Here is a 25184-nt window from a genome sequence, read left to right on the forward strand (position 1 = left end):
AAGCATTTGCTTGGTAGGGTGCAGCCATGACAGTCACCAGCGAGCGACGCGACGACGGCATCCGCCTCGTCACGATGAGCGCTCCCCCGGTCAACGCGCTCACCGTGCAGGGTTGGTACGACGTGGCCGCCGCCCTCGACGAGGCGAGTGCCGACCGGGAGACCAAGGTCGTGGTCCTCCGTGCCGAGGGCAAGGGCTTCAACGCCGGCGTCGACATCAAGGAGATGCAGAGCACCACCGGGTTCGACGCCCTGCTCGGCGCCAACAAGGGCTGCTACGCCGCGTTCAGGGCGGTCTACGAGTGCAGCGTCCCGGTGATCGCGGCCGTCAACGGCTTCTGCGTCGGCGGCGGGGTCGGGCTGGTCGGCAACGCCGACTGCGTGGTGGCCAGCGAGGACGCCTACTTCGGCGTGCCGGAGGTCAACCAGGGCGCCCTGGGCGCCGCCACCCACATGGCCCGGCTCGTCCCGCAGCACATGATGCGCACCCTCTACTTCACCGCCCGCACCATCCCCGCGAAGGACCTGGTGCAGTTCGGGTCGGTGCTGGAGGTGGTCCCCCGCGACGAGCTCGACGAGGCCGCGTTGCGGGTCGCGCGCGACATCGCCGCCAAGGACACCCGCGTCATCCGGGCCGCCAAGGAGGCGCTCAACGGGATCGACCCGGTCGACGTCAACAAGTCCTACCGCTGGGAGCAGGGCTTCACCTTCGAGCTGAACCTGATGGGTGTCAGCGACGAGCTCCGCGACGACTTCGCGGGAACGGAGAAGAGCAAGCAGTGAGCAGCAAGCCCCGCGACAAGCGGATGAGCATCGAGGAGGTCGTCGCCTCCCTCGAGGACGGGATGACCATCGGGATCGGCGGCTGGGGCCCGCGCCGCAAGCCGATGGCGCTCGTGCGCGCGATCCTCCGCTCGGACCTGAAGGACCTGACCATCGTCAGCTGGGGTGGTGCCGACGTCGGGCTGCTGGCCCGCGCAGGCAAGATCCGCAGGCTGGTCTACGCCTTCGTCTCCCTCGACTCCATCCCGCTGGAGCCCAACTTCCAGCGCGCCCGCCAAGCGGCGAGCATCCCCGAGGTCGTCGAGCTCGACGAGGGCATGTTCCAGACCGGTCTCAAGGCCGCGGCCGAGCGGCTCCCCTTCCTGCCGATGCGCGCCGGCCTCGGCTCCGACGTGCTCGTCAACAACCCCGGCATCACCACCGTCACCAGCCCGTACGACGAGGGCCACGGCCACGAGGAGCTCGTCGCCGTCCCGGCGCTGCGGCTCGACGTCGCCCTGGTGCACCTCAACCGCGCGGACGCGCACGGCAACGCGACGTACCTCGGTCCGGACCCGTACTTCGACGACCTCTTCGCGATGGCCGCCGACCGCACGTACCTCAGCGTCGAGCAGGTCGTCGACACCGCCGGCCTCACCGTCGACACCCCCGTCCAACGCGTGCTGCTGAACCGGATGATGGTGACCGGCGTGGTCGAGACACCCAACGGAGCGCACTTCACCACCTGCACCCCCGACTACGAGCGCGACGAGCGCTTCCAGAAGGCGTACGCCGCCGCGGCCGGCGGCTCCGAGGAGGACTGGGCGGCGTTCGAGGAGCGCTTCCTGTCCGGTGACGAGGATGCCTACCAAGCGGCCGTCCAGGCCTTCGCAGAGGAGCAGTGATGGTCTCGACGAGCTCGACCGACGACGTGGTCACCCGTGCGGACGTCTGCGCCGCCGCCATCGCCGACGCCTTCAAGGACGACGGCGAGATCTTCGGCAGCCCGATGGGGCTGCTCCCGATGCTCGGCGTCCGGCTCGCCAAGCTGACCAGCAACCCCGACCTCGTCCTCTCCGACGGCGAGTCGCTCTTCCTCGCCGGTGTCCCGCCACTGTTCGCCAAGGGCGACGTCGTCGAGGGCTGGATCCCGTTCCGCCGCGTGTTCGACGTCGTCGCCTACGGCAAGCGGCACGTGATGATGGGCGCCACCCAGGTCGACCGCCACGGCAACCAGAACATCTCCGCCATCGGCCCGTTCGCCCAGCCGAAGCGCCAGCTGCTGGGCTCGCGCGGGGCCCCGGGCAACACCGTCAACAACCGGACGTCGTACTGGGTCCCGAAGCACTCTCCCCGGGTCTTCGTCGAGCAGGTCGACATCGTCTCCGGCGTCGGCCCGAAGCGCGCCAAGGAGGCCGGCCCGGCCGCCGCGCGCTTCAACGACATCCACCGGATCGTCAGCAACCTCGGGGTCTTCGACGTCAAGGGCGCCGGCGACACCGTGCGCCTGCTCTCGGTGCACCCGGGCGTCACGGTCGAGGAGGTCGTCGAGGCGACCGGGTTCGCGCTCGACGTCCCGGCCGAGGTCCCGACGACCCGGAAGCCCACGCCGGAGGAGCTGGTCGTGATCCGCGAGGTGCTCGACCCGAAGGGCCTGCGATTCAAGGAGGTGCCCGATGCCTGAGCAGCGGATCCGTACGCCGTTCACCGACCTCGTCGGCGTCCCGCACCCGGTCGTCCAGACCGGGATGGGCTGGGTCTCCGGCCCGCGCCTCGTCTCCGGCACCGCCAACGCGGGCGGGCTGGGCATCCTGGCCTCGGCGACGATGACCTTCGCCGAGCTGGAGCGGGCGATCGTCGAGACCAAGGCCCGCACCGACCAGCCGTTCGGCGTCAACCTGCGTGCCGACGCCGCGGACGCGCCGGACCGCTGCCGCCTGCTCATCGACCACGGCGTGAAGGTCGCCTCCTTCGCGCTGGCGCCCAAGCCCGAGCTGATCGCGATGCTCAAGGAGCACGGCATCGTGGTGATGCCGTCGATCGGTGCCGCCAAGCACGCCAAGAAGGTCGCCGCCTGGGGTGCGGACGCGGTGATGGTCCAGGGCGGCGAGGGCGGCGGGCACACCGGCCCGATCCCCACCACGTTGCTGCTGCCGACCGTCCTCGAGGCCGTCGACATCCCGGTCATCGCCGCCGGAGGCTTCTACGACGGCCGTGGGCTCGCCGCCGCGTTGTCGTACGGCGCCGCCGGGGTCGGCATGGGCACCCGTTTCCTGCTCACCCAGGACTCCGCCGTGCCCGACGCCGTCAAGCAGCTCTACCTCGAGCGCGGGCTGACCGACACCGTCGTCACCGCGAAGGTCGACGGGATGCCGCACCGGATGCTGCGCACCGAGCTCGTCGACTCGCTGGAGGAGACCTCCGCCGTACGCCGCCTGGGGCCGACCGCTCGACGGACGCTGGAGTTCAAGAAGTCGTCCGGCATGTCGTGGGCCGCGCTGCTCAAGGACGGACGCGCCATGAAGAAGGCGCAGGGCCGCACCCTCGGCCAGATGGCGCTCGCCGCGAACACCCCGACCATGCTGCGCGCCGGGCTCGTCGAGGGCGACACGTCCGCCGGCGTGCTCGCCAGCGGCCAGGTCGTCGGTGTGATCGACGACCTGCCGACCTGCGCGGAGCTGGTCGAGCGGATCGTCGTGCAGGCGGCCCGCGAGCTGGGCCGGGCCGCGTCCTACGTCGTCTGAGGTCCGGCGGCGCGTTGCTCGCGCCGCTCCTGCAGCCGCTGCTCGGCGGCGGGCAGGAACTCCAGGCAGGGCGCGTCGCTCGCGGGGTGGCGCTCCTTGAGGTGGAAGGTCCAGCGGTCCATGGCGGCCATGAACCCGTTGTCCTCCCCGGGCCGGTACGTCGACCAGGCCCGTTCGCCCTTGCCGGTGCACTCCACGCAGGTGATCTTGTAGACGAACTGCTCGCGCGCGCCGACCTCGATCCGCACCCGCGCCAGCGGACCGGCCTGGCCCGCGGCCTTGCGCTCGCGGGCGGAACGGCTCGCCACCATGTCGGCCCCCTGGTCTCGTCGTCGCCGGAGCGGGAAGCCTACCGACCTGCCGCACCGCTGTGTCGGACCCGTCGCCTAGGGTCGGTCCCGTGAACGGCCGATGAGCAAGATGGACGCAGTCCGCGCGATGCGCGAAGCCCGCTACGCCGAGGCGCAGGCCCGGTCAGCGACCCCGAAGACCCCGACCCCGAAGACCCCGAAGACCCCGACCCAGAGGACCCCGGCGAAGAAGGCCGGGGCGAGCCCCGCCGAGGAGACCGACGGGCTGTGCGGCCACCGCAACATGAGCGGGCGCACCTGCACCCGGGAGCAGGGCCACCCGCAGAAGAGCCACCGCTACTCCTGAGCGGAGATCTTCCGCTGGTAGGCCCACTCCCGCCCCTGCACCCGGTAGGCCAGCAGCTCGTTGACGCCGATCATGTGGTCGTTGGACTCGGCGTTCCAGGTGTTCACCGTGAGCACCTGCGGCTCCGCCTCGCGCAGCCAGAGCAGCAGGTCGGCCTTCAGCAGCAGGCCCAGCCGGTGGCCGCGGTGCGCCCGGGTGACCGACGTGTCGTGCTGGTCGGCCCAGGTGGGCTGCTCGCCGTCGACGACCACCACGGTCTGGCCGGCGAGCCCACCGGTCGGGACGTGGCGGGCGACCACGCGGTACATCCGCTCGCCCTTGCCGAGGCTGGCCTCCTCGTAGGCCCGCATCCGGTCCGCGGTGAACACCTCGTCCTCGTAGTCGAGGTCGTCCAGCGGGGCGTCGTTGATGGCGGCGGCCATCGTGGCGAGGTCGTCGAGCCGCTCCTCGGGCGTGGGCACCGCCCAACGCTCGAGGACGTAGTCGCCGGCGGCGGCGCGCGCCTCGTCGTAGCGCCGGACGAGGGCGGGCCAGTCCACGTCGGCCAGCGCCTGACGGCGGTTGATCGAGGCCAGCTTGCGCTCGAAGCCCTGGTGGGCGGCGAAGGCGTGCAGGGCCGCGGTGTCCCACCCGTCGACGATGATGTTGGTGCGGCCGCGGCGGCGGGCCTCGCCGAGCAGGTGGGCGAGCAGGGCGGAGCCGTGCCCCCGGCGCCGGTACGACGGGTGCACCGCCACCGCCACGAAGGCGAGGTCGAGGTTGTCGTACTCACTGGTGCTCACGGTGCCGTAGGCCACGGGCACACCGTCGACCGTGGCGAGGTAGGGGTCCTCCGGCTCGCCGTCCCAGCCGAACCGGAACCGGCCCGCGAGCCGGGCCGGCGTGAAGTGCCGCTCCCAGGGCGCGTCCACGGCGTGGACGTCGTTCAGCAGGCCGGCACAGGCGGTGAGCTCGGCCGCGTCGTCGGGACCGAACGGGGAGATCTCCATGCGGCCAGCATGCGGTGCCGGGGCGCCCGGTGCCACTGGATATCCTGGCGGGGTGAGCCAGCAGCCGAGTCCCCGCCGGCGGCACCTGATGGACCCGAGTGCCCCACGCAAGGCGCCGGACCCGCAGGACATCGAGCGCCTGCAGCGCACCCAGCGCCGGGTGGTCGCCGCGCTCATCGTGACGACGGTGCTGCACCTGGCGGTCGGCTTCGTGATCGCGGCCGACCACGTCGACCCCGACCGCACCGACGCCCGGGTCGGGCTCAGCCTCATCGCCACCGCGTTCATGGTGGGCGGGATCGCGGCCACGTTGCTGGTCCTGCGCCGCTCGTGGCGCTCGCCGTGGCTGCTGCTCGGCCTGCTGCCCGGCATCGCCGGCATCTGGTGGACCGTGCTCTGAGCCGTCCGGCTCAGTCGGTGATCTCCACCGGGTAGAGGTCGTCGACGCCGTCGCCGACGCTGAACCCCCAGCCCGGGGGCAGCACCGACCGCGGCCAGATCGCCGGGTGGGCCTGGCTGGCCTGCTGCAGCATCACCACGTCGAAGCCGACGGTCGCGGCGACCTCCTCGAAGTCGCCGTCGCCGGCGAAGAACACCCAGCCGGTGTCGCGGCGCTCGGGGTTCGGGGGGAAGCGCGCGCCGTGCAGCATCGCCACCTCGGGCGTGACGTCGCGCGCGAGCAGCGCGGCGCCGAACGGCCAGGCCGGCTCGGCCCGGACCCCGGCCCGTTCGCAGACACCCTGCTGGTCGCCGCGGACGCGCGGTGCGGCGTGCGGGTCGACCGGGGTGTCCTGGGCGGCCGGGCGCTCGTCCTGCTCGGCCATCCGGGCGACGAAGGCGAGGTGCTCGGCGAGGTCCGGGCGCGGCGTACCGGTGGCGATCAGGTGGGTCAGCGGGATCCGCAGCCGGTCGAAGAGGGTCAGGCTGGTGTGCGTGGCGTAGGGCTGGTTGTCGAGCAGGCACTCGACCGCGTCGTCGTCGACAGCGGTCACGACCGCCCACATCCGCTCCACGTGCGGCACCAGGACCGGGTGCCCCTGGTCGTCGTACGGCGTCCGGGCGTCGCGTGCCGCGTCGGCGATCGTCGCGAGCCGGAACAGCGCCCGGACCGGGCTGCCGGGCACGAGCGCGGCGAGGTCGGCGGCACTCGGCAGCTCGAACGTCTCCGGGTGCGCGGCGGCGACCGGCCGCGGGTCGTCGAGCTCCCAGCCACCGCGCGCCAGCAGGGCCTGCATCCCGGGATCCATGGCCTCATCGAACCAGACCACCGGGACCGCTCAGGTCCAGGTCCCGGCTGCCGACGGGACCACCATGACGGTGTCGCGCCCGCTCCCGGCCCCTGCGGAGGTGCACCCTGCCCTCCTCCAGTCCGTCGCGCTGACCCTGCGCCCGACCTCCGGCGACCCGGTGGCGGTGGAGACCCGCGTCCTCGACCTCGAGCCGTACCGCGACGGCGGCACCGCGCTCGTCGTCGCCTGCCCCGAGGGGATGGACCCCGACGAGCACCACTTCGACGCGAGCGTGACCTGGACCTATCCGCTGGGCCGGATGGAGTGCGCCGTCAGCACCCGCCCGGCGATCCGGCCCTACGGCAGGGTGTGGCTGCTGCGTCCCTCGTCAGCGCCGACCCGCCTGCAGCAGCGCGCCTTCTTCCGCGCCCGGGTAGCGGTGCCGATCTCGCTGACCTGGCCGGCCACGCCCGACGACGACGGCATCCTGCCGGAGAACCTGCTCGGCGTGGCCGTCGACATCAGCGAGGGCGGCGTGCTGCTGGCGACCCAGGGCCAGGTGCCCCCGGCCGGCCAGGAGGTCGAGGCGACGGTCCGCATCGACAACGAGAACCTCTCGCAGCCGGCACGCGTGGTGCGTCACGTCCGGTTCGCGGGCGGCGGGGTCGGGATCGCGATCGCCTTCCTCGACCCGACCGTGCACGGCGACCGGATCAGGCGGCTCGTGTTCGAGTCCGAGCGTCGGCGGGGTCGCCAGCGCTGAGGTGGCCGTGGCGAGCGCCGGCCGCGATCCGTCGTACGCCGTGCTCGTGGACGGGTCCGCGCGACCACAGCGTGGCGATCGAGCGCCCGGCGAGGTAGCCGAGCGCGTAGGTGCCGAGCACGACCAGCGGCAGCTGCTCGGCGTGGCGGTTGTTCATGGCCTCCCCCTTCCTCCGAGGCCCTTCCCATCGGCCACATGACGTCTGTCATGAAGGACTGGTGACACCGCGACCTGCCGCGCGGTCCCTGCCCCGGGGAGCCTTGAGGACATGACGACACCAGCGATCGAGGTCCGCGGCCTGCACCGCTCCTACGGCACCGGTGCCGGCGCGTTCGAGGCCGTGCGCGGCGTCGACCTGTCCGTCGAGGCCGGCACCATCACCGCCCTGCTCGGCACCAACGGCGCCGGCAAGACGTCCACCCTGGAGGTGGTGGAGGGCCTCGCGGCCGCGAGCGCGGGCACCGTGCGGGTGCTGGGGCTCGACCCGGTCGCCGACCGGGACGCCGTACGACGGCGCACGGCCGTGCTGCTGCAGGAGAGCGGTTTCTCCGGGGACCTGACCGTCCGGGAGACGCTGCTGCAGTGGGCCGGCACGCTGACCTCGCCGCGTCCGGTGGAGGAGGTGCTGGGCCGGCTCGGCCTCGAGTCCCGCGCGGACGTGCGGGTCCGCGCGCTGTCGGGCGGCGAGGAGCGCCGGCTGGACCTGGCCTGTGCCCTGCTCGGCCGCCCGGAGGTGCTGCTCCTCGACGAGCCGACCACCGGTCTCGACCCGGAGAGCCGGCGCGACGTGTGGGAGCTCGTCCGCGACCTGCGCCACGCCGGGACGACGGTGCTGCTGACGACGCACTACCTGGAGGAGGCCGAGGAGCTGGCCGACCGGCTGGCGATCATGCACGCCGGCAGGATCGTCCGCGAGGGGACCCCGGCCGAGGTGGCCGCCGGGCACCCGTCGGTGATCCGGCTGGACGAGGCGACCGCCCCCGCCTGGCTGGACGACCTCGGCGCGCGCCGCGTGGTCCGGGGCGGCACCGTCACCCTCGAGACCGACGACCTCCAGGCGACACTGACCACCCTCCTGGTCCGCGCCGAGCGCGAGGGCGTCCGCCTGGACGGGCTGGAGGCCCGTGCCGCCACCCTGGAGTCGGTCTTCCTCGCCATCGCCGACCAGCCCGCCGACCGCTCGCCCGAAGGAGCCCTCGCATGAGCACCCCCGCCCTCTCCGTCCCGCGCACGGCCCGGCTGGCCCGCTGGAACGCCGTGCTGATGACCCGCAACCGGCTCGCCCTGGTCTACGGCGTCGTGGTGCCGCTGCTGCCCCTGCTGCTCCTGCTGTCCGGCGACCGCGGCGACGCGGGTCCCGGCGCCGCGGCGATCACCACCACCGTGCTGATGGCGGCGCTCTTCCCGGTGTTCTACAACGTGCTCTCGCAGTTCGTCACCCGGCGCGACGAGCTCGTCCTGAAGCGGATGCGCACCGGCGAGGCGCGCGACCTGGAGCTGCTCGTGGCGCTCGCGCTGCCCGGTGCGGTGGTGACGCTGGTGGTGTCCCTGCTCGCCGTACCGCTGGCGATGGCGCTGGGCCAGGACGCGCCCCTCAACCTGCTCGTGTACGTCGCCGGCGTGCTCGTCGCGACGGTGATGTTCGCCGCCTTCGCGTTCTGGACCGCGGCCTGGACCCGCAACGCCGAGGCCGCCCAGATGACCAGCCTGCCGGTGATCTTCCTCGCGCTCGCGGGCCAGTTCAGCATCGCGCTGCCCGCGTCGGCCCAGCGCTGGGCCGACCTGACACCGGGGGCCGCGCTGACGGACCTGGTCCGCTCCGCCTGGTTCGGCCTGCCCGAGAGCGGCACGACGCGCACCCTGGACCTCGCCGCCACCTGGGGCGAGGCCGCCGGCCCGCTGCTCGTGCTGGTGGCCTGGACCGTGCTGGCCGTCGGCATCGCCGCCCGGTCGCTGCACTGGGAGCCACGGGTGTGAGCAGTGTCTAGGCTCAGGCGCATGCGCCGCTGGTCCGAGCTCAGCCAGGTCGAGCGGGTCGACCTCTACACCCGCCAGTCGCTCTACGGCGCGCTCTGGCTCTCGGTGGCCTTCCTGCTCCTGTCGGCGTACAACCAGCAGGAGGGCCACGACGGCGCGTTCGCCGTGGTGACCGGCCTGGCCGTGGTGCTGACGGCCCTGGCCAGCCTGGTCCTGCGCGACCTGCTCATGCTCCACCCGGCGACGCGGCCGGTCCCGTGGCGCGGGATCGTCCCGCTGCTGGCGCTGTCGGCCCTCGCGGTCGCGGCGGCGCTCCCCCAGCCCGACGCCGTGCGCGGCACGGTGATGATGCTCGTCCTCTTCGTCCTCGGCTGGGCGCTCGGCGGGGTGGGCGACCTCCGCGTCGCTGCCGCGCTCGTGCTCGGTCTCGGCGCGCTGATGGGCCTGACGTCCGGCGAACCGCTGGCCTTCGTCGGCGGTGCCGCCGCGGCCGCCTTCTTCGTCTTCACCGTGCGCGTCTCGCTCTGGCTGGTCGGGGTGGTGACCGAGCTCGACACCGGCCGCGCGGCCCAGGCCGCGCTCGCGGTGGCCGAGGAGCGGCTGCGCTTCTCCCGCGACGTGCACGACGTCCTCGGCCGCCGGCTCTCCGCGATCGCGATGCAGTCCGAGCTGGCCGCGACGCTGGCCCGGCGCGGGGACCCGACCGCCGCCGGCCGGATGCTCGGCGTGCGGGAGGTCGCCCACGAGGCGCTGCGCGAGGCACGCGAGCTGGCCCGGGGCTATCGCACCGTCGACCTCGACCAGGAGCTCGACGGTGCGCGCTCGCTGCTGCGCTCGGCCGGCATCGACGTCCGCCTCGACGTCGCCGGCGTGCCCGAGGCCTGGCAGGAGCCCGCCGCGTGGGTGGTCCGCGAGGCGGTCACGAACGTGCTGCGGCACTCCGCCGCCGGCACCGTCGAGATCGCGTTCCGCTCCCCCGCCCTCGTCGTCAGCAACGACGGCGTCACCACCGCCCCGAGCGGCGCCGGATCCGGGCTCGACGGCCTGCGCGAGCGTCTCGCCCCGCGCGGCGCCACGCTGACCTCGGCCGCGACCGGCGAGCGCTTCGTGCTGACCGCCCGCTTCGCCGCACCCGAGGAGAGCGCATGAGCGTCCGCATCCTGCTCGCCGACGACGAGCACCTGATCCGCACCGCGCTCGCGCAGCTGCTCGACCTGGAGCCCGACCTGGAGGTCGTGGCCGAGGCCGCCACCGGTGACGAGGCGCTGGCGATGGCGGTCAAGCACGCCGTCGACGTCGCCGTGCTCGACCTGCAGATGCCCGGCCCCGACGGGATCGCCGTCGCCGAACGGCTCGCCGCAGACCTGCCGGGCTGCGGCGTCGTGATCGTCACCAGCCACGGCCGCCCCGGTCACCTCAAGCGGGCGTTGCAGTCGGGCGTGCGTGGCTTCCTGCCCAAGACCACCTCCGCCGCGACCCTGGCCGACGTCGTCCGCAAGGTGCACGCCGGCGGCCGTCACGTCGACCCGGACCTGGCCGCCGACGCGATCGCCGCGGGCGACAGCCCGCTCACCTCGCGGGAGGCCGACGTGCTCGAGCTCTCCGCGGACGGTACGACGATCGAGGAGATCGCCGCCCGCGCGGCCCTCTCGCCGGGGACCGTGCGCAACTACCTGTCGAGCGCGATCACCAAGCTGGGCGCGGCCAACCGGCACGACGCCTGGGCCACCGCCCGCCGGATGGGCTGGATCTAGCCCGAGAGCTCAGCCCAGCCGTTCGATGATCGTCACGTTGGCCTGCCCGCCGCCCTCGCACATCGTCTGCAGGCCGTAGCGGCCGCCGGTGCGCTCCAGCTCGTTGAGCAGGGTGGTCATCAGCCGGGTCCCGGTGGCGCCGATCGGGTGACCCAGCGCGATGCCGCCGCCATTGACGTTGACCTTCTCGTGCGGGGCACCGGTCTCCTTCATCCACGCCAGCGCCACCGAGGCGAAGGCCTCGTTGCACTCGAAGAGGTCGATGTCGTCGATGGCGATGCCGGACTTCTCCACCGCGTGCTTGGTCGCGCCGATCGGACCGGTGAGCATCCAGACCGGGTCGTCGCCGCGCACCGACAGGTGCACGATCCGGGCCCGCGGGGTCAGCCCGTGGTCCTTCACGGCCTGCTCCGAGGCGACCAGCACCGCGGAGGACCCGTCGCAGATCTGCGAGGCCACGGCAGCGGTGATCCGGCCGCCGGGTGCGAGCGGCTCCAGGCCGGCCATCTTCTCCAGCGAGGTCTCCCGGGGGCACTGGTCGGTGTCGAACACCGTGCCGTCCTCCAGGGTCAGCGGCGCGATCTCACCGGCGAAGCGGCCCTCCGCGATCGCGGTCCGGGCGCGCTCGTGCGAGGCCAGCGCGAAGGCCTCCATCTCCTCGCGGGTGATGTCCCACTTCTCGGCGATCATCTCGGCCGAGCGGAACTGCGAGACCTCCTGGTCGCCGTACCGCTTCTGCCAGCCGGGCGACTCCGCGAAGGGCGTGGAGAACCCGTACTGCTGGCCGACCAGCATCGCCGCGGAGATCGGGATCGCGCTCATGTTCTGCACGCCGCCGGCCACGACGAGGTCCTGGGTGCCGGAAAGCACCCCCTGGGCCGCGAAGTGCACCGCCTGCTGCGAGGACCCGCACTGGCGGTCGATCGTCACGCCCGGCACGTGGTCGGGCAGCCCGGCCACCAGCCACGCCGTCCGCGCCACGTCGCCGGCCTGGGAGCCGATCGTGTCGCAGCAGCCCAGGATGACGTCGTCCACGGCGCCCGGGTCGGCGCCGGTGCGCTCGAACAGCGCGGCGATGGAGTGCGCCGCCAGGTCCGCGGAGTGCACACCGGCCAGCGCGCCACCGCGCTTGCCGACGGCGGTGCGGACGGCGTCGACGAGGTAGGCCTCAGCCATGGTCGTTCCCTTCGATCGCGATCCCGTCGAGCAGGATCCGGACGTACTGGTCGGCGACGTCGGTGTGGCTGAGCCCGCCGCCGGGGCGGTACCAGCGCACGGCGACCCACACCGTGTCGCGGATGAAGCGGTAGGTCAGCGTGACGTCGAGGTCGGGCCGCAGCACCCCGGTGCGCACGCCCTCCTCGATCAGCGACACCCAGACCTGCCGGGACTGGGCGTTGCGGTCGGCGAGGTAGCCGAAGCGCTCGAAGGTGCCGAGGTGGTCGGCGTCGTTCTGGAAGATCGCCACCTCGTGCGGGTGCTGGTCGATCGCCTCGAAGGACACCCGGACGGCGGCCTCCAGCTTGGTCCGCGCGTCGTCGCCGCTGGCGAGGATCGCGTCGTACTTGCCGAAGAGCTCGTCCTGGAAGGGCACGAGCAGCTCGTCGACCATCGATTCCTTGGAGTCGAAGTGGTGGTAGAGGCTGCCCGAGAGGATGCCCGCGGCGTCGGCGATGTCGCGCACCGTCGTGTTGCGGAAGCCCTTCTCGGCGAACAGGGTGGCCGCGATCGCGAGCAGCTGCTCGCGCCGCGACACGGTCGTCGAGCCTGTCGGGACGTCAGGCGTGCTGGCTGCTGACACTGATCACCTCACCGGTCAGGTACGACGAGTAGTCGCTTGCGAGGAACACCATCACGTTGGCAACCTCCCACGGCGCCGCGGCGCGGCCAAAAGCCTCGCGCTGCTTGAGCTCGACGAGCAGCTCGGCGGAGGTGACCTTCTCCAGGAACGGGTGCATGGCCAGGCTCGGAGAGACCGCGTTCACGCGGATGCCGTGCGGCGCGAGGTCGAGCGCGGCACAGCGGGTGAGCGCCATGACGCCGGCCTTCGCGGCGGCGTAGTGGGCCTGGCCCTCCTGCGCGCGCCAGCCGATGACCGAGGCGTTGTTGACGATGACGCCCTTCTTGCCGGCGGCGACGAAGCGCTGCCCGGCCGCGCGGGTGGCGCGCATGGTGCCGGTGAGGGTGATGTCGATGACCCGGTGCCAGGCCTCGTCGGTGACCTCGAGGATCGAGTCGGTCCCGCCGAGGCCGGCGTTGTTGACCAGCACGTCCACCCCGCCGAGCTCGTCGGCCGCGCCGAGCAGCGCCTGCACGTCGGCCTCCTGGGTGACGTCGCAGACGAGCTGTCGGACCCGCTCGGGGCCGAACTCCGCCGCCAGCGCCTCCTCGGCCTCGGCCAGGCGGCGGGCGTGGGTGTCGCTGAAGACGACCGCCTTCGCGCCCTCCTCCAGCGCGCGTCGTACGACGGCCGCACCGATGCCGGCGCCGGCCGCCGCCGTCACCACGACGACCTTCCCGGCGAGCAGGTCGTGGCCGGGGACGTAGTCGGGCGTGGGCTGCTCGGGACGCAGTGCGGTCATCCGCGGGGCTCCTTGGGTAGGCCGAGCACCCGCTCGGCGAGGATGTTCTTCTGGACCTCGTCGCTGCCGCCGTAGATCGTGTCGGCGCGGGAGAAGAGGAAGAGCCGCTGGTGCTCGTCGAGGTCGTAGCCGGGGCCGGCCAGCAGGCCGTCGGCAGCGGCGACGTCCATCGCCACCTCGCCGAGGGTGCGGTGCCAGCCGGCCCACGCCAGCTTGAAGACCGAGCCCGCGCCGTTGCCGGCCGCGGAGTCCTGGCCGCCCTCGACCAGCGCCAGCGAGCGCAGCGCGAACGAGCGGATCACGGCCAGCTCGGTCCTCATCCGGGCCAACCGGTCGCGGATCACCGGGTCGTCGATGGCGCCGTTGGCCCGGGCGCGGGCGACCACGCTGTCCAGCTCGCGGGCGAAGCCGACGGTCTGGCCGAGCGTGGAGACCCCGCGCTCGAACCCCAGCAGGCCCATGGCCACGCCCCAGCCGCGGCCCGGCTCGCCGATGACCAGCTCACCCGCCGTACGGGCACCGGTGAAGAAGACCTCGTTGAACTCCGAGCCGCCCGTCAGCTGCTCGATCGGGCGGATCTCCACCCCTTCCTGGTCGAGCGGGACGAGCAGGAACGACAGCCCGGCGTGGCGCTCCGAGCCGGCCTCCGTCCGGGCGACGACGAAGCACCAGTCGGCCAGGTGGGCGAGCGAGGTCCACACCTTCTGCCCGTCGATCACCCACTCGCCGGTGCTCTCGTCGCGCCGCGCACGGGTCTGCACGTTCGCGAGGTCGGAGCCGGCGTCCGGCTCGGAGTAGCCCTGCGCCCACAGCTCGCGCACCGCGACGATCTCGGGCAGGAAGCGGCGCTGCTGCTCCGGGGTGCCGAACGCGATGAGCGTGGGACCGAGCAGCTGCTCGCCGAGGTGGTTGACGCCCGCGGGCGCGTTCGCCCGGGCGTACTCCTCGTGGAAGACGACCTGCTGCCACAGGCTCAGGCCCCGGCCGCCGTGCTCGGTCGGCCAGCCGAGCGCGGTCCAGCCGTGCTCGGCGAGGTGCCGGTTCCAGGCGAGCCGCTCGTCGTGCGCCTCGTGCTCGCGACCCGGGCCGCCGAGGCCGCGCAGCGCGGCCCACTCCCCGGTGAGGTGGTCGGCGAGCCAGGTGCGCACCTCCTCGCGGAAGGCGCGGTCCTCGGCGCTCTCGGTCAGGTCCACGTCGGCAGCATACCAAGCAAATGCTTGGTAGGGTGTCGCCGTGGACACGATCCCCGCCGTCCTGCGCGACGCCGCCGAGCGGTACGCCGACCGGCCGGCCTACGTCGAGGACGGGCAGGTCCTCACCTTCGCCGGCCTGCTCGACCGGGTCCAGCGCACCGCGTCGGCCTACCGTGCGGCCGGCGTCGGCGCCGGCGACCGGGTGGTCGTGTGGGCCCCCAACAGCACCGCCTGCGCGGTCGCGATCCTCGCCGTCTCCTGGGCCGGCGCGACGCTCGTGCCCGCGAACACCCGCTACCTCGGCGCCGAGGTGGCCGCGATCGCCGAGCGCGTCGACGCCGCCCTCGTCGTGGTCGAGGACGGCTTCCTCGGCCGCTCCCAGGTCGCCGAGCTGCGCGCCGAGGGCGTGGCCCGGCCGGTCGCGGTGCTGGCCGAGGTCACCGCCGAGGACCTGCCCGCCGGCGAGCCGTTCGCCGACCAGCCCGGCCCCGACGACGTCGCCGACATCCTCTTCACCTCCGGTACGACGGGCCGCCCCAAGGGCGCCATGAGCGCGCACCGCCAGACCGTCGGGGTCGCCCGCGCCTGGGGCGAGCTCGGCGGCGTGACGGCGGAGGACCGCTACCTCGTGGTCAACCCGTTCTTCCACTCCTTCGGCTACAAGGTGGGCATCGTCACCGGGCTCACCACCGGCGCCACCCTCTACCCGCTCGCCACCTTCGACCTCGAGCGCACGATGGCGCTGATCGAGACCGAGCGGATCAGCGTGCTGCCCGGTGCCCCCGCGATCTACCAGTCCCTGCTGACCGCACCGGGTCGCGAGCAGCGCGACCTCAGCAGCCTGCGCCTGGCGGTGACCGGGGCGGCCGTCGTACCGGTGGTGCTGATCGAGCGGATGCGCGAGGACCTCGGCATCGACCAGGTCGTCACCGCGTTCGGGATGACCGAGGCGGTCGTCGTCACGATGGCCCGCGACGGCGACGACGCCGAGCTGGTCGCGACGACGTGCGGACGCGCGATCCCGGGCATGGAGACCCGGATCGGCGAGGGCGGCGAGCTGCTCGTGCGCGGCGACTTCGTGACGCTCGGCTACCTCGACGACCCGGACGCCACGGCCGCCGCGATCGACGCCGACGGCTGGCTGCACACCGGCGACGTCGGCGTGCTCGACGACGCGGGCAACCTGCGGATCACCGACCGGCTCAAGGACATGTACATCTCCGGCGGCTTCAACGTCTACCCCGCCGAGGTCGAGCAGGCGCTGCTGCGGCTCGACGGCGTGGACGACGTGGCGGTCGTCGGCGTGCCGGACGAGCGGATGGGTGAGGTCGGCAAGGCGTACGTCGTCGGCGCGGCCTCCGCCGAGGACGTGCTCGCCTTCGCCCGGACCCGCCTGGCCAACTTCAAGGTGCCGCGCTTCGTCGAGCACCTCGACGCACTCCCCCGGAACCTGTCCGGCAAGGTGCTCAAGACCGAGCTGAGGAAGTAGATGGATCTGGAGCTCTCCGCCTCCGAGCTGGCCTTCCAGGCCGAGGCCCGCGCCTGGCTGGCCGAGCACGTGCCCGCCGAGCCGCTGCCCTCGCTGGACACCGCCGAGGGATTCGCGCTGCACCGGGAGTGGGAGGCCACGCTGGCCGAGGCCCGCTGGTCGGTCGTGTCGTGGCCCTCGGCGTACTCCGGCCGCGAGGCCTCGCTCGTCGAGTGGGTGGTCTTCGAGGAGGAGTACTACCGCGCCGGCGCGCCGCTGCGGGTCAGCCAGAACGGCATCTTCCTGCTCGCACCGATCATCTTCGAGCACGGCACGCAGGAGCAGCAGGACCGCTTCCTGCCGACGATGGCGACCGGCGAGAAGGTCTGGGCGCAGTGCTGGAGCGAGCCGGAGGCCGGCTCCGACCTGGCCTCGCTGCGCTCGACGGCCCGGCGCGACGACGGACGCGGCGGCTGGGTGCTGAACGGGCAGAAGATCTGGTGCTCGCGAGCCGCGCTCGCGCACTGGGGCTTCGGGCTGTTCCGCAGCGACCCCGAGGCGCAGAAGCACGCGGGGCTGACCTACTTCCTCTTCCCGCTCGACGCCGACGGGGTGACCGTGCGGCCGATCGCCCAGCTCGACGGCGAGGCGGGCTTCGCGGAGGTCTTCTTCGACGACGTCTTCGTGCCCGACGCCGACGTGCTCGGCGCCCCCGGTGACGGCTGGCGGGTGGCGATGAGCACCGCCGGCAACGAGCGCGGCCTGTCGCTGCGCTCCCCCGGCCGGTTCACCGCCGCGGCCGACCGCCTGCTGGCCCTGTACGACGAGCGGCCCGACCCCCGCCTCGCCGACCGGGTCGTCGACGCCTGGCTGCGCGCCGAGGCCTACCGCCTCTACACCTGGGGCACGGTGACCCGCCTGCGCGACGGCGGCGACGTCGGCGCCGCCGGCTCGGTCAACAAGGTCTGGTGGAGCGAGCTCGACGTGGCCCTGCACGAGACCGCGCTCGAGCTGCTGGGCCCCGACGCCGAGCTCGACTCGCGCTGGCTCGACGGCTACACCTTCGCGCTCTCCGGCCCGATCTACGCCGGCACCAACGAGATCCAGCGCAACATCATCGCCGAGCGGATCCTCGGCCTGCCCCGCGAGCCGAAAGGGGCCCAGCGATGAGGTTCGAGCCCACCTCCGACCAGCGCGACTTCGCGGCCTCGCTCGACGCGCTGCTGGCCGGCGCCGACCCGGTCGGAGCCGCCCGCGCCTGGGCCGACGGCGACCACGCGGCCGGGGTGAGGCTCTGGCAGCGCCTCGCCGAGCAGGGCCTCACCCAGCTCGCGACCGAGGCCTCGCCGGTGGAGGTCGTCATCGCGCTCGAGGCGCTCGGGCGCCACGCCGTCCCCGGGCCGTGGGTGGAGTCCGCCGCCTACATCCCGCTCGCCCTCGGCCGCGAGGTCGACGGGATCGCGACGGTCGCCGTGCCGCCGCACGTGCCGTACGCCCTGGACGCCGACGTCGCCGACGACGTCTACGTCGGCAGCACGCCCGCCTCCGCCGTCGGCGCCCGGCTCACCTCGGTCGACCCCGCCCGCCGGCTCTTCGAGGTCACCGGCACGGGTGAGGCCGACCCGGCCGCCTTCGACCTCGCGGTGCTGGCGACGGCCGCCCAGCTGCTCGGCGCGGGCGAGCGGGTGCTCGCGGACTCGGTGACCTACGTCAAGCAGCGCAAGCAGTTCGGCCGGGAGATCGGCTCCTACCAGGCGATCAAGCACAAGCTCGCCGACGTACGGATCGCCCTCGACTTCGCCCGGCCGCTCGCCTACGGCGCCGCGCTGGTCTCGACAGGCTCGACCGGCGAAGCGACAGGCTCGGCCGGCGAGAGGGCGCGGGCGGTGTCGGCGGCGAAGGTCGCGTGCGGGGACGCGGCGTACCTCGCGGCGCGGACCGGGCTGCAGGTGCACGGCGCCATCGGCTACACCCGGGAGTTCGACCTCAGCCTCTGGCTCACCAAGATCCGCGCGCTCGTGACCGCCTGGGGCACCCCCGGCTTCCACCGCGACCGGATCCTGACCTCGTTGCGGGAGGCCCGATGAGGTTCGCGCTCAGCGAGGAGCAGGCCGAGCTGGCCTCCACCGTGCGCGGCCTGCTCGCCAAGCGCGCCGACTCCGCGGCCGTCCGGGCGGCCTCCGTGTCACCAGCCGGCCACGACGAGGCGCTCTGGGCGACGCTCTGCGAGCAGATCGGCGTCGCGGCCCTCGCCGTCCCCGAGGCGTACGACGGGGTCGGCGCCGGCTTCTTCGAGACCGCCGTCGTGCTGGAGGAGCTCGGCCGGTCGCTCGCGCCCTCGCCCCTGCTGGCGACGACCATCGCCACCCAGGCGCTCCTGGCGGGCGGCACCGAGGAGGCGTGCGCCCGCCTGCTCCCCCGGGTCGCCGCGGGAGAGATCGCCACCCTCGCCGTCGGCGACGGCCCGGTGCTCGACGGCGACCGCGCCGCGACCGTGCTCGCGATCCGCGGCGACGACCTGGTCGAGGTCACCGGCGCGGCTGCCACCTGGGCCGAGTCGATGGACCAGAGCATCCGCCTGGCCCGGCTCGACCTGTCCGAGGCGACCCTGGATGTCGTCGGCGACGGGGTCGCGGCCGCCGCCCGGGCCGAGCTGGTCGCCGCCGCGTCGGCCGCCGCGCTGGCGGTCGGGCTGTGCGACCGGGCGCTGGGGATGACGGTCGACTACAGCAGGGAGCGGGTCCAGTTCGGGCGCCCGATCGGCTCCTTCCAGGCGCTCAAGCACCGGATGGCCGAGGTGTTCGCCCGCACCGAGCTGGCCCGCTCGGCGAGCTGGGCGGCGTCGTACGCCCTGGCCGAGGGGGCGGCCGACGCCGACTTCCTCGTCCGGTCCGCGGCGTCGTACGCCCTGGAGGCGGCGGCACTGGCCGCGGCCGAGTGCGTGCAGCTGCACGGCGGCATCGCGATCACGTGGGAGCACGACGCGCACCTGGTCCTCAAGCGCGCGCACGCCCTGGCAGGGCTGGGCGGCGCAGCACACCGGCACCGGGCAGCCGTGGCACTCTGAGCCACCGCCGCCGGGAGGGCGGGGTGCGCGGCTCGTCGATGACGACCCCGCTGAACGCCTCCTCCCCCTGCAGGGCCGCCGCGACGGACGGCGCCGCCAGGGCCACCACCTCGTCGACCGTCGCCGACGCGAGCGGCTCGATCTTCAGCACGTACCGGGTCATCGCCAGGCCGATCAGCTGCGAGGCGACCAGCTCGGCCTTCATCGCCGAGAGCGCCCGCCGCTCGACCACCGGCTGGAAGCGTGGGTGCAGGACCGCCTTGTTGATCCAGCCGTAGAGCCGCGGCGCACCCGGTCCGAGCCGGGTCGACTGCCGCACCAGCCGCAGCATCCGCTGCCGGGTCCGCGGGTGCTCGCACAGCAGCAGGAAGCGACGCAGCAGGCGGATCGCGAAGTCTTCGGTCGGGTCGAGGCTGTGCATGGTCCCTCGATCGTGCCGCACCGGCGGCACGCGGTGTCAGCCCGCGCGCGCGGGTCGGAGCGTGGGCTGACTCACAGTGGCGGCAGCGCGGCGTCCAGCGCCGCGTTGACCAGCGCCGACCGGCTGGCCGCGCCCGAGGAGACGACCAGCTCGTCGATGATCGCGAGCTGGCTCGACAGGAACCCGCCGATGGTCAGCTGGACGCGCTGCTCGGCCTGCGGGCGCCGCTGCGGCGGCCGGCGCTCGAACAGCCGGCCGCGCACCGCGGCCTCCCCGCCGACGGCCGCCGCGACCAGCCCCGGCAGCTGGTCGACGGTCTCCTCGATCGCGTCGAGCACCTGGTCGCGGTAGAGCGTGCCGAGCTCGGACTGGACCTTCTGCATGCGGGCCCGGACCGTCACCGGGGTCCACAGCACCAGTCGGCCCGACGGGGCGTCTGCGCGCGCCGAGGCGCGCCGCGTCGTGGTGCGGGCGGGGCGCTCGGTCATGCGCAGGCCTGGTTGCAGGACTCCTCGGCCAGCGCGCCGAGCGCGAGGCCGGCCGCGGGAGGCGTGGTGACGGCAGGGCGGGTGCTGGAGATGGACATGACCTTCCGAAAGTCAGTGCTTCCCCGCGCGACGGCACCGTCGCGCGGGGGATGTCCCGCGGAGGTTAGCGTCACCGACCTGGAATCGGGAACCACGACGCCATGGCGCGTCACCACGTCTGACAACCCCGTCCGCACGGCGTTCCTCCCAGAATTCCCCAGCGCTCGCGCCACCAAGGTCCGCAATGGTGGCGCCATCCGGAACCTGTTCCGGCCTGCCGACGAAATCTTCCGGGTGGGTCCAGGATGACTCGGGGCACGAGTCCAACGAGGTCCCGCGCGGGCCGGTCGGCGGGGTCAGCCGTCGGTGGTGCGGTAGCGGCCCTTGAAGTAGAGCAACGGCTCGGAGCTGGTCGCCTCCGCCGGGTGCGGCGCGAGGTGCTCGACCCGGCCGACGACGATGAAGTGGTCCCCGCCCTCGTAGACCGCCGCGATCGTGCAGTCCAGGTGGGCCAGGGTGCCGGCGATCACCGGCGAGCCGGTCACCTCCGCGGGCTCCCAGTCGATCCCGGCGAACTTGTCGACGCCCTTGGTCGCCATCTGCGCCGAGACGTGCTCCTGGTCGGCGGCCAGGACGTTGACGCAGAACCGGCCGGCGCGCTGGATGAGCGGCCAGGCGCGTGACGTACGGGCCGGGACGAACGTGATCAGCGGCGGGTCGAGGGACACGCTGGAGAACGACTGGCAGGTCATCCCGACCGGCTCGTCGCCGCTCATCGTGGTGATCACGGTGATCCCGGAGGCGAAGCAGCCGAGCACGTCGCGGAAGCGCCGCGCCGCGGCCTGGGCCTCGGGGTCGTCGAGGACCGCGACCTCCTCGCCGGGACGCAGCTCGAAGTCCACGTCGGCGTCGCCGAGCCAGGACTGGATCAGCTCCGGGTGCGGCCACGTCTCCCGGGCGTCGGCACTGATGCCGTCGGGGATCGCGTCCCGGTCGTCGCTCGTGTTGCTCGCCACGCTGCCCACGCTAGTCGCCACTCACTGGCCGCCGAAGACGTGGCCCCAGTACGAGACCGCGGTCGACTCCCTGGCCACCCACCGGCTGTCGTCGACGGTCATCCCGTCGGTGCCGAACTCGACGTCGAAGCCGCCGGGCGAGCGCACGTAGAAGGAGACCATCTCGTCGTTCATGTGCCGGCCCAGGGTCGCCGAGAGCGGCGCACCGTGCTTGCGCACCCGCTCCAGCGCGCGGCCGACGTGGTCGAGCTCGTCGACCTCGAACATCACGTGCACGCACTTGCTGGGGTTCGGCATCGGCAGGAACGCCAGCGAGTGGTGGCGCGGGTTGACGCCCAGGAAGCGCAGCCAGACCTTGCTGCCAGGCTCCTTGCCGACGAACTCCCCCGGCATGCTCATCGAGTCGCGCAGCCGGAAGCCGAGCACCTCGGTGTAGAACCGCAGCGCCTCGACGTCGTCGAGCACCGGGACCACGATGTGCCCGAGCCCCTGGTCGCCGGTGACGAACCGGGCGGCGTACGGCGTGACGACGGGCCGGGCCTCGTAGGTGATCCCGTGGTAGAGCTCGAACACGTTGTCCCACGGGTCGCGGAAGCGGACCAGCTCCTGCACGCGGCGCTCGGCGAGCTCCTCGCGGGTGCCCTCCTCGAACTCCACGCCGGCCTTCTGCAGGTGCTCGCGGGCCTCCTGCAGCGCCTGGTGGTCGGCCACCTCCCAGCCGGTCGCGTCGAGCTGGTCGACGTCGGAGGGGAAGACCACGACGCGGGCGGAGACCTCGTCGAGGCGCCAGTACTGGTGCTCGGGGTTCGGCCCGCGGCCCTCGGCGAGGCCGAGCACCTTGCCGGCGAAGGTCTTCCAGGCGTCCAGGTCGGTGCTGGCCACCCGGATGTAGCCCATCGAGCGGATGTCGATCGTCATCGCTTGCCTCCGGTGGTCGAGCCTGCCGAGCCCTCGACGTGGCGGGCCAGGAAGGCCGTGCAGATCTCGGCGAACTCCTCGGCCGCCTCGATCTGGGCCCAGTGGCCGCAGTTCGGGAACACGTGCAGCTGCGCCTTGGGGATCTGCTTGAGGGCCACCAGGGCACCGTCGAGCGGGTTGACCCGGTCCTCGCGTCCCCAGGTGAGCAGGGTGTGCTTGCGCAACCGGTGCGCCTCGCGCCACAGCATGCCGTCCTCGGCCCACTCCGGGTTCCAGAAGGACGCGCCCATCGAGCGCATCGCCTCCAGCGAGCCCGGCGCGGTGGCGTCGGCGAAGCGTTCCTCGACCAGCTCGTCGGTCACCAGCGCCTGGTTGACGACCATCGTGGAGATGAACGCCCGCAGCGCCTCGCGGCTGGGGTTCATCGAGAAGTCCACCAGCCGCTGCACGCCCTCGGTCGGGTCGGCATGGAAGAGGTTGACCGACAGCCCGCCCGGGCCCATCAGGACCAGCCGCCCGACGCGGTCGGGGTGCTCGAGGGCGAACCTCATCGCCGTACCGCCGCCGAGGGAGTTGCCGAGCAGGTGGATCCGCTCGATCTGCAGCTCGTCGAGCAGCTTCACCAGGTACGACGCCGAGTGGCGGAAGTAGTTCGCCCCCACCTCCGGCTTGTCCGACTGCCCGAAGCCGGGCTGGTCGACGAGCAGGGTCCGCAGCTGCGCCGCGAAGCGCGGCAGCGCCGAGCCGAAGTTGCTCCACGCCGAGGCGCCCGGACCGCCGCCGTGCAGCAGCACGAACGGCAGCCCGCCACCGATCGAGGACCCGCCGTCGGGGCCGGCCTCGTAGTAGTTCAGCGTGATGTCGCCCGCCTTCGCCGAGCGGCGGGTGGCTTCCTTGGAGAAGTCCATGTGCTCAGTACATCCCGGGGTCGACCTTGTGGCCGAACTGCTGCGCGCCGTACATCTGCAGCGCGCGCTCGGGGTCGTTGGCCGCGTGCACCCGGCCCGCGTGCGCGTCGCGCCAGGCCCGCTGCAGGTAGGCCCCCTCGGCGAGCGCGCGCCCGCCCGAGGCCTCGAAGAGCGCGTCGATCGCCTCGATCGCCCGCGCGGTGCCGAGCACCTGGTCGCGACGGACCCGCAGCCGGAGCTCCAGCGGGATCTGCTCGCCCTTGGCGACGTGCGCCTGCTCCTCGCGGATGTTGCTCACCAGCAGCGCCCAGGCCGCGTCGATCTCCGAGGAGGACCGGGCGATGCGGACCGCGGCGAACGGGTCGAGCGAGGCCTTCTCGCCGAGGTACGCCGCGCGGACGCGCTTCTGCTGCATCTCCACGTGCTCGGCGTACGCACCCTGGGCCATGCCGATGATCGGGGTGGCGATCGTGGAGGTGAAGATCGAGTGGAAGGGCAGCTTGTAGAGGTCGCTGGTGTTGACGGCCTGGCCGGGGCCCTTGCAGGCGCCGGTCTCCCCCATCGAGAGCGTGAACGCCTCGGGGATGAAGGTCTCCTCCACGACGATGTCGTTGGAGCCGGTGCCACGCAGGCCGACGACGTTCCACACGTCGACGACCTGGTACTTCTCCCGCGGGACCATGAAGGTGCGGAAGTCGACGACCTGGCCCTCCTCGTTGAACACCAGGCCCCCGAGGAGCACCCACGAGCAGTGGTCGCTGCCGGAGGAGAAGCTCCACCTGCCCGACAGGGTGAACCCGCCCTCGGTGAGCACCGCCTTGCCCGTGGGCGCGTACGACGAGCTGAGCCGGGTCTTGGTGTCCTCGCCCCACACGGCCTGCTGGGCCTCGTCGGAGAACAGCGCCACCTGCCAGGGGTGGACGCCCACCACGCTGGAGACCCAGCCGGTCGACCCGTCGGCCGAGGCGATGTCGCGCACCGCGGTGTAGAACGCCACCGGGTCGGCCTCGAGGCCGTCGTACCGCTTCGGCTGGAGCAGGCGGAAGAACCCGGTCTCCTCGAGCTCCTTGATCGAGGCATCGGGGATCACCCGGAGCCGGTCGCCCTCCTCGGCCCGCTCACGGAACGTGGGGAGCAGGTCGCGGACGCCGTCGAGAACGGCGGTGACCTCGGGAGAGAAGTCCTGGTGCATGTGCGCTCCTAGAGATGGATCGAATGACCCAATACTAGAACACGTTCTTGTTTTGGTCTACGCGACCCTCCCGCCGCGTCGCACCTTCCGCCCTACACACCGCGCCTGAGGTCCGAGCTGGCTCGCGCCTGCGGATGCGGTGAGGTCGTGGCACACTATGCCGGCCCGACACGTTCTCGAGGAGTGCCGATGCCGAAGAAGCTGGTCCTGCTGGTGCTGCTGGCGTTGCTCGGCACGTTGACGCCGGCGGCCGCTCCTTCCTTCGCCACGGCGCCGACCGTCGAGCCGCCGGGCACGTACTTCCGCAGCGGGCCCCTGGCCGTCTACGCCGTCACGCCCTGGGCCCACCTGCGGATCGATCGCGGGGGCGTCAACATGCCCGGGGCCACCGGCCCGGAGAACCTCACCTGGGACGCGCAGGTGCTCCGCGCCGACATGCGCGCCGCGACCCCTCCGCCGTGGCGCAACGCGTTCACCGGGACGACGGTTCGCAGCCACGTGCTCGCGATCGCGCCGGGCCAGGTCGTCTGCGTCCGCGCGCGCCAGCACAGCTGGGGAGCGACCAGCGCGTGGTCCCTCCTGACCTGCGTGGTGCGGGCCCGCGAGGACCAGTCGGTCCGTCGCAAGGGCCCGGTCCGGGTCGTCACTGATGGCCACTACCTCGACCGTCGTGCCTCGATCCTGCGCTCCGGGACCCGCATGGTGATCGGTGGGATCCCGGCCGGCGCGCTGTACGGTCCCGTCTTCACCAAGCCCGCCCTGCGGCCGAACGGAACGGTCTGCGCCCCGCCGGTATGGACGATCGCCGGCCGGCGAGCACCGGCGGACGCCTTCGGCGTCAGTCAGGACGCGCTTCACCTCTGGTTCCACCACACCAAGGTCGCGGGCACGGCTGTCGTGTCGTCGCCGTACACCCGCAGGTGCGCGGTGGGCGGATTCGTCGTCGTGCCGCGGTGGGTCCCGCGCTGGATCCCCTAGCGGCCGCGAGCCCGGGGTTGTGTCGGAGGTGTGTGTTCCC

30 protein-coding genes are annotated in these 25184 nt (G+C 73.1%); 16 read left to right on the forward strand and 14 right to left on the reverse strand.

The window, feature by feature from the left end:
- The first annotated feature begins 26 nt into the window (after positions 1 to 26).
- Genes MRBLML1_RS14780 through MRBLML1_RS14795 form a run of 4 tightly spaced genes read left to right on the forward strand, consistent with a single transcriptional unit; the run spans position 27 to position 3505 of the window.
- On the forward strand, positions 27 to 782 hold the full coding sequence (locus MRBLML1_RS14780) for an enoyl-CoA hydratase family protein (RefSeq protein ID WP_364517167.1): 756 nt from the start codon (positions 27 to 29) through the stop codon (positions 780 to 782).
- Positions 779 to 1666, forward strand: a complete 888-nt coding sequence (locus MRBLML1_RS14785) for a CoA transferase subunit A (RefSeq protein ID WP_364517169.1) — start codon at positions 779 to 781, stop codon at positions 1664 to 1666. Before MRBLML1_RS14780 ends, MRBLML1_RS14785 begins: the two co-directional genes overlap by 4 nt.
- Positions 1666 to 2445, forward strand: coding sequence for a CoA-transferase subunit beta (locus MRBLML1_RS14790; protein WP_364517171.1), 780 nt, complete (start codon positions 1666 to 1668; stop codon positions 2443 to 2445). The genes MRBLML1_RS14785 and MRBLML1_RS14790 overlap by 1 nt, the downstream gene beginning before the upstream one ends.
- Positions 2438 to 3505 (forward strand): NAD(P)H-dependent flavin oxidoreductase, encoded by a 1068-nt coding sequence (locus MRBLML1_RS14795; RefSeq protein WP_364517173.1) that lies wholly within the window; start codon positions 2438 to 2440, stop codon positions 3503 to 3505. The genes MRBLML1_RS14790 and MRBLML1_RS14795 overlap by 8 nt, the downstream gene beginning before the upstream one ends.
- On the opposite strand, the gene MRBLML1_RS14800 is transcribed toward MRBLML1_RS14795, so the two are convergent.
- Positions 3493 to 3816: a hypothetical protein gene (locus MRBLML1_RS14800; RefSeq protein WP_364517175.1), complete on the reverse strand. Its 324-nt coding sequence runs from the start codon at positions 3814 to 3816 to the stop codon at positions 3493 to 3495. The two genes, MRBLML1_RS14795 and MRBLML1_RS14800, sit on opposite strands and share 13 nt — an antisense overlap.
- Before the next feature lie 100 nt (positions 3817 to 3916).
- On the opposite strand from MRBLML1_RS14800, the gene MRBLML1_RS14805 reads away from it, so the two are divergent.
- Positions 3917 to 4162 (forward strand): hypothetical protein, encoded by a 246-nt coding sequence (locus MRBLML1_RS14805; protein WP_364517177.1) that lies wholly within the window; start codon positions 3917 to 3919, stop codon positions 4160 to 4162.
- Here the strand turns inward: MRBLML1_RS14805 and MRBLML1_RS14810 are convergent.
- Positions 4153 to 5151 carry a GNAT family N-acetyltransferase gene (locus MRBLML1_RS14810; RefSeq protein ID WP_364517179.1) on the reverse strand — a complete coding sequence of 333 codons (999 nt, stop codon included), beginning with the start codon at positions 5149 to 5151 and terminating at the stop codon, positions 4153 to 4155. The genes MRBLML1_RS14805 and MRBLML1_RS14810 overlap by 10 nt on opposite strands.
- Positions 5152 to 5203: 52 nt before the next feature.
- On the opposite strand from MRBLML1_RS14810, the gene MRBLML1_RS14815 reads away from it, so the two are divergent.
- On the forward strand, positions 5204 to 5551 hold the full coding sequence (locus MRBLML1_RS14815; protein ID WP_364517181.1) for a hypothetical protein: 348 nt from the start codon (positions 5204 to 5206) through the stop codon (positions 5549 to 5551).
- A 10-nt stretch (positions 5552 to 5561) separates the two neighbouring features.
- Here MRBLML1_RS14815 and MRBLML1_RS14820 read toward each other — a convergent pair whose 3' ends face one another.
- Entirely contained in the window at positions 5562 to 6398 is an 837-nt protein-coding gene (locus MRBLML1_RS14820; protein ID WP_364517183.1) for an immunity protein Imm33 domain-containing protein, read from the reverse strand.
- 64 nt (positions 6399 to 6462) lie between these two features.
- Between MRBLML1_RS14820 and MRBLML1_RS14825 the strand changes: the two genes are divergently transcribed.
- Entirely contained in the window at positions 6463 to 7143 is a 681-nt protein-coding gene (locus MRBLML1_RS14825; protein ID WP_364517185.1) for a PilZ domain-containing protein, read from the forward strand.
- Here MRBLML1_RS14825 and MRBLML1_RS14830 read toward each other — a convergent pair.
- Entirely contained in the window at positions 7094 to 7300 is a 207-nt protein-coding gene (locus MRBLML1_RS14830) for a hypothetical protein (RefSeq protein WP_364517187.1), read from the reverse strand. The genes MRBLML1_RS14825 and MRBLML1_RS14830 overlap by 50 nt on opposite strands.
- Before the next feature lie 111 nt (positions 7301 to 7411).
- Here MRBLML1_RS14830 and MRBLML1_RS14835 point away from each other — a divergent pair, with 111 nt between their 5' ends.
- Genes MRBLML1_RS14835 through MRBLML1_RS14850 form a run of 4 tightly spaced genes read left to right on the forward strand, consistent with a single transcriptional unit; the run spans position 7412 to position 10874 of the window.
- A complete protein-coding gene (locus MRBLML1_RS14835; RefSeq protein ID WP_364517189.1) occupies positions 7412 to 8347 on the forward strand; it encodes an ABC transporter ATP-binding protein in 936 nt (311 codons plus the stop codon).
- Entirely contained in the window at positions 8344 to 9120 is a 777-nt protein-coding gene (locus tag MRBLML1_RS14840) for an ABC transporter permease (RefSeq protein ID WP_364517191.1), read from the forward strand. Before MRBLML1_RS14835 ends, MRBLML1_RS14840 begins: the two co-directional genes overlap by 4 nt.
- Positions 9121 to 9141: 21 nt before the next feature.
- Positions 9142 to 10269, forward strand: coding sequence for a sensor histidine kinase (locus tag MRBLML1_RS14845; protein WP_364517193.1), 1128 nt, complete (start codon positions 9142 to 9144; stop codon positions 10267 to 10269).
- Positions 10266 to 10874 (forward strand): response regulator transcription factor, encoded by a 609-nt coding sequence (locus tag MRBLML1_RS14850; RefSeq protein WP_364517195.1) that lies wholly within the window; start codon positions 10266 to 10268, stop codon positions 10872 to 10874. Before MRBLML1_RS14845 ends, MRBLML1_RS14850 begins: the two co-directional genes overlap by 4 nt.
- 9 nt (positions 10875 to 10883) lie before the next feature.
- Here MRBLML1_RS14850 and MRBLML1_RS14855 read toward each other — a convergent pair whose 3' ends face one another.
- The 4 genes from MRBLML1_RS14855 to MRBLML1_RS14870 are packed head-to-tail and all read right to left on the reverse strand — an operon-like array spanning position 10884 to position 14649.
- A complete protein-coding gene (locus tag MRBLML1_RS14855; RefSeq protein WP_364517197.1) occupies positions 10884 to 12050 on the reverse strand; it encodes an acetyl-CoA C-acetyltransferase in 1167 nt (388 codons plus the stop codon).
- Positions 12043 to 12630, reverse strand: a complete 588-nt coding sequence (locus MRBLML1_RS14860) for a TetR/AcrR family transcriptional regulator (RefSeq protein WP_364517199.1) — start codon at positions 12628 to 12630, stop codon at positions 12043 to 12045. The genes MRBLML1_RS14855 and MRBLML1_RS14860 overlap by 8 nt, the downstream gene beginning before the upstream one ends.
- A gap of 22 nt (positions 12631 to 12652) precedes the next feature.
- A complete protein-coding gene (locus MRBLML1_RS14865; protein ID WP_364517201.1) occupies positions 12653 to 13456 on the reverse strand; it encodes an SDR family oxidoreductase in 804 nt (267 codons plus the stop codon).
- Complete coding sequence (locus MRBLML1_RS14870; RefSeq protein WP_364517203.1) at positions 13453 to 14649, reverse strand: acyl-CoA dehydrogenase family protein; 1197 nt, start codon at positions 14647 to 14649, stop codon at positions 13453 to 13455. The genes MRBLML1_RS14865 and MRBLML1_RS14870 overlap by 4 nt, the downstream gene beginning before the upstream one ends.
- Before the next feature lie 40 nt (positions 14650 to 14689).
- Between MRBLML1_RS14870 and MRBLML1_RS14875 the strand changes: the two genes are divergently transcribed.
- The 4 genes from MRBLML1_RS14875 to MRBLML1_RS14890 are packed head-to-tail and all read left to right on the forward strand — an operon-like array spanning position 14690 to position 19184.
- On the forward strand, positions 14690 to 16138 hold the full coding sequence (locus MRBLML1_RS14875; RefSeq protein WP_364517205.1) for a FadD3 family acyl-CoA ligase: 1449 nt from the start codon (positions 14690 to 14692) through the stop codon (positions 16136 to 16138).
- Positions 16139 to 17287: an acyl-CoA dehydrogenase family protein gene (locus tag MRBLML1_RS14880; RefSeq protein ID WP_364517207.1), complete on the forward strand. Its 1149-nt coding sequence runs from the start codon at positions 16139 to 16141 to the stop codon at positions 17285 to 17287. It abuts the gene before it with no gap.
- A complete protein-coding gene (locus MRBLML1_RS14885) occupies positions 17284 to 18204 on the forward strand; it encodes an acyl-CoA dehydrogenase family protein (RefSeq protein WP_364517209.1) in 921 nt (306 codons plus the stop codon). Before MRBLML1_RS14880 ends, MRBLML1_RS14885 begins: the two co-directional genes overlap by 4 nt.
- Positions 18201 to 19184: an acyl-CoA dehydrogenase family protein gene (locus MRBLML1_RS14890; protein ID WP_364517211.1), complete on the forward strand. Its 984-nt coding sequence runs from the start codon at positions 18201 to 18203 to the stop codon at positions 19182 to 19184. Before MRBLML1_RS14885 ends, MRBLML1_RS14890 begins: the two co-directional genes overlap by 4 nt.
- Here MRBLML1_RS14890 and MRBLML1_RS14895 read toward each other — a convergent pair.
- The 6 genes from MRBLML1_RS14895 to hsaA form a co-directional block, all read right to left on the reverse strand.
- Positions 19114 to 19605 (reverse strand): hypothetical protein, encoded by a 492-nt coding sequence (locus MRBLML1_RS14895; protein ID WP_364517213.1) that lies wholly within the window; start codon positions 19603 to 19605, stop codon positions 19114 to 19116. The genes MRBLML1_RS14890 and MRBLML1_RS14895 overlap by 71 nt on opposite strands.
- Positions 19606 to 19676: 71 nt before the next feature.
- Positions 19677 to 20093, reverse strand: coding sequence for a hypothetical protein (locus tag MRBLML1_RS14900; protein WP_364517215.1), 417 nt, complete (start codon positions 20091 to 20093; stop codon positions 19677 to 19679).
- A 395-nt stretch (positions 20094 to 20488) separates the two neighbouring features.
- Entirely contained in the window at positions 20489 to 21148 is a 660-nt protein-coding gene (locus MRBLML1_RS14905) for a flavin reductase family protein (protein WP_364517217.1), read from the reverse strand.
- 21 nt (positions 21149 to 21169) lie between these two features.
- Complete coding sequence (gene hsaC, locus MRBLML1_RS14910; RefSeq protein WP_364517219.1) at positions 21170 to 22066, reverse strand: iron-dependent extradiol dioxygenase HsaC; 897 nt, start codon at positions 22064 to 22066, stop codon at positions 21170 to 21172.
- Positions 22063 to 22974, reverse strand: a complete 912-nt coding sequence (hsaD, locus tag MRBLML1_RS14915; RefSeq protein WP_364517221.1) for a 4,5:9,10-diseco-3-hydroxy-5,9,17-trioxoandrosta-1(10),2-diene-4-oate hydrolase — start codon at positions 22972 to 22974, stop codon at positions 22063 to 22065. The genes hsaC and hsaD overlap by 4 nt, the downstream gene beginning before the upstream one ends.
- A 4-nt stretch (positions 22975 to 22978) precedes the next feature.
- A complete protein-coding gene (gene hsaA, locus MRBLML1_RS14920) occupies positions 22979 to 24166 on the reverse strand; it encodes a 3-hydroxy-9,10-secoandrosta-1,3,5(10)-triene-9,17-dione monooxygenase oxygenase subunit (RefSeq protein ID WP_364517223.1) in 1188 nt (395 codons plus the stop codon).
- 189 nt (positions 24167 to 24355) lie between these two features.
- Here hsaA and MRBLML1_RS14925 point away from each other — a divergent pair, with 189 nt between their 5' ends.
- Entirely contained in the window at positions 24356 to 25144 is a 789-nt protein-coding gene (locus MRBLML1_RS14925) for a hypothetical protein (protein WP_364517225.1), read from the forward strand.
- Positions 25145 to 25184 lie beyond the last annotated feature (40 nt).

The organism is Nocardioides sp. LML1-1-1.1 (assembly GCF_040676175.1).
Taxonomy (GTDB): Bacteria; Actinomycetota; Actinomycetes; order Propionibacteriales; family Nocardioidaceae; genus Nocardioides.